Here is a 5,319-nt window from a genome sequence, read left to right on the forward strand (position 1 = left end):
GGCCCAGCGCCAGCAGAATGCCGCCGGCGAATTCGAGAATTCCAGCGGCGATCGTCAACCCAGTGAGCGCATGGGGTTGGTCGCTGACAGGAAAATTGAACAATTTCTGGGTGCCGTGTTCGATGAATTGCAGCGCGGTCACGATGCGCAGCATGCCCAGGGCTTGCGGCTGGTATTTGGCGAGGCTTTCGAAAAGCTTCATCTAAAACTCCGTTTAGCCTCCCGGACCGGCCGTAGATTATCTCCGGGCATCGGACCATTCACTTCCCATGGTCCGCCATCAACAATCGGTGACCGGAAATGTTCCCGCCCTGACCTTTCATATTTTTCTCGTCAAGGTTGCATTTGTATCGCAATGGTTGTATCGATGGATGGCTGTTCCGAACATGTGGGTTCCCTTTGCCATGAAAAAACTCGTCATCAGCCTGTTCGCAATCCTTGCAAGTACCAGCTTCGCCATAGCCGAGGAGGCCGGCTGTGAGGCCTTCAAGTGGCCGGTCACGCGGGAACAGGCGCTGTTTGCCGCCGCCCCGGCAACACCGTCGGGAGCAACGCTGGCGGTGGGCGCTGCCGCGGATCTGGCACTTGTGCCGGTGGAGAAGGCCGGCTTCGCACTGGCACCCGAACGTGCCCCGGCCTCAGACACGTTTGGCGCCGTCGCCAGCGTGGAAGTGCCGCCTAAGGGAGCCATCCAGATAAGTCTGTCAGGCGAGGCCTGGGTCGATGTTATTCAGGATGGCCACGCCATCAAGTCGGCGGGCTATAGCGGCGTGAAAACCTGCCCCGGCATCCGCAAGAGCGTGCGCTTCAAGCTTGCGCCCGGCCCGGCCACCGTCCAGTTCAGCGGTGCGAAAAAGGCGGACCTGAAGGTCGCGGTGCTGGCGCCGGAATAAATCGGTCGCCAAGCAGAGGAATACAGCCCTTCATCGGTGGTGCGATGAAGGGCCGGCGCTTTGTACCAGCGGTGTTTATCGCCGTCAGCGGACCGGCGCCATCAAGGCGAAGTGTGCGCCTTGCGGGTCCTGGCACTGCACGATCCAACTGCCGCCGGGGACCTCCATCGGCCCCATCAGGATCTTGCCGCCATTGTCGGTCACCCGTTTGGCCGCCGCATCGATGGCCGGAACATTGAAGTAGAACTGCCAGACCGGCACGGGGATCTGCTGCGGCTTGTTCATGATGCCGCCGCCGGATTCGGGGCCGGCCGTGAAGGTCTGGTAGGTGCCCATCGGGCCCATGTCGAAATCGCCGGCATCGACCCAGCCGAACTGGTCGGAATAGAAATCGAACGCGGCCTTCCAGTCACTCGTATAGAGCTCGTGCCAGCCGATATGGCCCGGCGTGCTGGCCGGCACGACAGGCTGGTCCGGACCGTTCGGCTGCAGGAACATGAAGGTCGCGCCCTGCGGATCGGCGACGACGGCAAAGCGGCCGACGCCCGGAATGTCGTCGGGCTGGCGATGAACGGTGCCGCCGGCTTTCTCCAGCGATGCCGTCGAGGCATCGACTTCACTTGTCTTGATGTAGCCGAGCCAGGCGGGCGGCATGCCCATCTTGGCGGCATCCTCGGGCATCGTCATCAGGCCGCCGACGCCACGCTCGCCGACATTCATGACGACATAGCGCGGCATGCCGGGCGCCACGTCGAAAGGCTGCGCCGTCCAGCCAACCACCTTGGGGTAGAACGTCTCGGCGGCGTCGAGATCTGTGGTCATCAATTCGTACCAGAAGAAGGGCATCGGGGATTTTGGCATTTTCGGTCTCCTCACCTTTCATGCATCGATCGTCGTCCGATCCATCCTAGGACGATCTTCACGACAGAAATCCGACACCGCCCGAACAACAATGTCTCTACATGCCAAGCGTTCCCCGGTTGCGCGCCCCGCGGTTTTCGATTTCTCTGCGGTGATGAGGGGTTGTCGTTCATGCGCTTGATGTCGCTCACGCCCGAGCTTGTCGCACTGTGCCATCGGGAAGAGGCCGATCCCGGTCCGGACCCGAGCTGGACGGAGTTGAACGACGAGGATTTCCGCACCCTTGCCTTGCGGCTGTCCGAGGAAGCCGACGAGGGGCCGCTATGGGTGTTCGCCTACGGATCGCTGATCTGGAAGCCGGAATTCGAGTCGGTCGAGCAACAGCTCGCCACCGCCTTTGGCTGGCACCGCTCCTTCTGCCTCGACATGGTGCGCTGGCGCGGCAGCGCCGAGCAGCCGGGTTTGATGATGGCACTCGAACGGGGCGGACGCTGCAAGGGGGTGATCTATCGTTTGCCGGAGGGCGAAAAACCGGGCCAGATCGAAAGACTGCTGCGACGCGAAATCAGCGACCACGAAAGCATCGACACGGTCAGGTGGCTGCCGGTACATACGCCGCAAGGCGCGCTGCGTGCGCTTGGCTTCTGAGTCGGCGTGAAGGGCAGGGGAACGTCGCTGAACCAGCCGCTGGACAGAGTGGCGAGCGTGCTGGCCAGGGCCTGCGGGCATATCGGATCCGGGGCCGAATACCTCTACAACACGGTCAGCCACCTCGAAGCGTTCGGCATCCACGATCGCAATCTGTGGCGGTTGCAGCAACTGGTCGCGGACGAGGTCAGGGCTATCCACGGCGGACTTGAGCCCGCCCCTTCGCTCCCGCTGCAAACGCAACCGCAGTCGCAATAATATGAGTGAAAAAGTCATGTTATTGTCCAGCCTTTTCAGGGGCTTGCGTCGAAAATTGACCAATTGATAAAAAAATAAAACGTGCTAGCCTTCCCCAAAACAAAACATGGGGAACTGACGATGCCAGAAGGCCAATTCAGGGAAGGCATTGCAGGCGGCAGGCTCTCGGCCGACCAATATGCGGACAATTTTTCCGACCTGCACCCGCCGCTCGATCACCACGAGGCGCTGGTCGAATCCGACCGCTGCTATTTCTGCTACGATGCGCCGTGCATGAATGCATGCCCGACTTCGATCGACATTCCGCTGTTCATCCGCCAGATCTCGACCGGCAATCCGATCGGTTCAGCCAAGACCATCTTCGACCAGAACATCCTGGGCGGCATGTGCGCGCGCGTCTGCCCGACCGAGACGCTGTGCGAAGAAGTCTGCGTGCGCGAGGTGGCGGAAGGCAAGCCGGTGCAGATCGGCCGCTTGCAGCGCTACGCCACCGATGTCGCCATGGGCGAGAACAAGCAGTTTTATCCACGCGCCGAGCCGACCGGGAAGACGGTCGCCGTGGTCGGCGCCGGCCCGGCTGGGCTTGCCGCCGCGCATCGGCTCGCCCGCCATGGCCATGACGTGACCATCCTCGAAGCGCGGCCGAAGGCCGGCGGCCTCAACGAATACGGCATCGCCGCCTACAAGAGCGTCGACAATTTCGCCCAGGCCGAAGTCGACTACGTGACCGCGATCGGAGGCATCGACATCCAGAACGGCAAGGCGCTCGGCAGCGACTACCAGCTGTCCGACCTGATCCGCAACTACGACGCGGTGTTTCTCGGCATGGGGCTTGGCGGCGTCAATGCGCTGCGCGCCGATGGCGAGGACGCCGACGGCGTCATCAATGCGGTCGAGTTCATTGCCGAACTGCGTCAGGCCAGTGACCTTTCCGGCCTGCCGGTGGGCCGCCGCGTGGTCGTCATCGGCGGCGGCATGACGGCGATCGACGCGGCCGTGCAGTCGAAACTGCTCGGCGCCGAGGAGGTGACGATCTGCTACCGGCGCGGCCAGGAGCACATGAACGCTTCCGGGTTCGAACAGGATCTGGCCGCCGCCAATGGCGTCACCATCCGCCACTGGCTGCAGCCGAAGCGGGTAATCGTCGACGGGGGCAAGGTATCGGCCATCGAACTCGAATACACCGCCATGAACGGCGACAGGCTTGCCGGCACCGGCGAGATGCTGACGCTCACCGCCGACCAGGTGTTCAAGGCAATCGGCCAGAGTTTTGTGCCGGCCGCGCTCAACGGCAGCGGTGCGTCGATCGACCTCGAAGCCGGCCGCATCAAGGTCGATGCGGAAGGACGCACCTCGCTGGCGAAAGTCTGGGCCGGCGGCGACTGCATCTTCGGCGGCGACGACCTGACCGTCTCGGCCGTGGCGCAAGGCCGCGACGCGGCGGAGAGCATCAACAGGAGTCTCACGCAGGGATAGGGATCATGGCTACGGTGGAACCGGGCATCGCCCGTCACTACGACATATCGGGTTTAGAGCAGCGGATCCTTGCCGCGCTCGCCGATACCGGCGTGGAAATTGCCCATCTGCGTGCCGGCGATCTCGAAGCGGTCGACGAATTCCATATTGGCGGTGTCGCCGCCACCAGGGAACTCATCGATCGGATGGGGTTGAAGCCAGGGGCCGAGCTTCTCGATATCGGATCCGGTGTCGGCGGTCCGGCCCGCTTTGTCGCGAACAGCATCGGCGCCGATGTTACCGGCATCGACCTGACGCAAAGCTATGTCGATATCGCCACCAGCCTGTCGAAGCGAACCGGATTGGCCGACAAGACGCGCTTCGTGCAAGGCAGCGCGCTGGACATGCCATTCGCCGATGCCAGCTTTGATGCGGCAATGATCCTGCATGTCGGCATGAACCTTCCCGACAAGCCGAAGCTGATGAGCGAGGCTGCCCGCGTGTTGCGGTCGGGCGGTGTCTTCGCCGTCTACGATGTCATGCGGCTGAAGGACGGAGCGCTGACCTATCCGTTGCCATGGGCGTCCGATGAAACCATGTCCTTCGTCGCTACGCCGGACGACTATCGCTCGGCGGCAGTCGCCGCGGGGTTCTCGGTGACCGCTGAACGGCCACGCGGCGCTTTTGCCGTCGAGTTCTTCGCGACAATACGTGCTCGAATGGCCGCCGCGCAAGCGGAAGGCAGGAAGCCGCCGCCCGGCGTCGGCCTCATCATGGGCGAGGACGCCCGCACCAAGGTCGCCAATATCACCGCCGCGCTTGAAGGCGGCATTCTCGCACCCGTCGAACTGCTCCTTCGTCTCGGCTGAAAGGGACCTGTCATGGCAGACATCCGCAACAATTTCGTCGGCATCAAATCGCCAAATCCGTTCTGGCTGGCCTCGGCGCCGCCGACCGACAAGGCCTACAACGTCATCCGCGCCTTCAAGGCCGGCTGGGGCGGCGTGGTGTGGAAGACGCTGGGCGAGGAAGGTCCGCCGGTGGTCAACGTCAACGGCCCGCGCTATGGCGCGATCTGGGGCGCCGACCGCCGCCTGCTCGGCCTCAACAACATCGAGCTGATCACCGACCGCGACCTGCAGGTCAATCTGCGCGAGATCAAGCAGGTCAAGAAGGACTGGCCCGACCGCGCCATCGTAGTCTC

At 63.1% G+C, this 5,319-nt stretch carries 5 protein-coding genes and 2 pseudogenes; 5 read left to right on the forward strand and 2 right to left on the reverse strand.

All coding sequences use genetic code 11. From position 1 onward, the window contains the following. Positions 1–202, reverse strand: a 202-nt coding sequence (locus tag EN935_RS20935; protein ID WP_164771234.1) for a DoxX family protein, incomplete at its 3' end; no start/stop codon positions are given. A gap of 202 nt (positions 203–404) precedes the next feature. Between EN935_RS20935 and EN935_RS20940 the strand changes: the two genes are divergently transcribed. Continuing rightward, positions 405–893, forward strand: a complete 489-nt coding sequence (locus EN935_RS20940) for a hypothetical protein (protein ID WP_206532385.1) — start codon at positions 405–407, stop codon at positions 891–893. 84 nt (positions 894–977) lie between these two features. On the opposite strand, the gene EN935_RS20945 is transcribed toward EN935_RS20940, so the two are convergent. Further along, positions 978–1,754: a VOC family protein gene (locus EN935_RS20945; protein ID WP_127264476.1), complete on the reverse strand. Its 777-nt coding sequence runs from the start codon at positions 1,752–1,754 to the stop codon at positions 978–980. Positions 1,755–1,925: 171 nt separating this feature from the next. Between EN935_RS20945 and EN935_RS20950 the strand changes: the two are divergent. From EN935_RS20950 to EN935_RS20965, 4 genes and pseudogenes are all read left to right on the forward strand, one after another. Next, a pseudogene (locus EN935_RS20950) lies at positions 1,926–2,660 on the forward strand (gamma-glutamylcyclotransferase). 120 nt (positions 2,661–2,780) lie between these two features. Continuing rightward, a complete protein-coding gene (locus EN935_RS20955) occupies positions 2,781–4,136 on the forward strand; it encodes an NAD(P)-dependent oxidoreductase (RefSeq protein ID WP_109668398.1) in 1,356 nt (451 codons plus the stop codon). Positions 4,137–4,141: 5 nt separating this feature from the next. Next, positions 4,142–4,984 (forward strand): methyltransferase domain-containing protein, encoded by an 843-nt coding sequence (locus EN935_RS20960; protein WP_109668396.1) that lies wholly within the window; start codon positions 4,142–4,144, stop codon positions 4,982–4,984. Between the two features lie 12 nt (positions 4,985–4,996). Continuing rightward, a pseudogene (locus EN935_RS20965) lies at positions 4,997–5,319 on the forward strand (NAD-dependent dihydropyrimidine dehydrogenase subunit PreA); the annotation flags it as partial.

It is taken from the genome of Mesorhizobium sp. M7D.F.Ca.US.004.03.1.1 (assembly GCF_003998635.1).
Lineage (GTDB): Bacteria > Pseudomonadota > Alphaproteobacteria > Rhizobiales > Rhizobiaceae > Mesorhizobium > Mesorhizobium loti.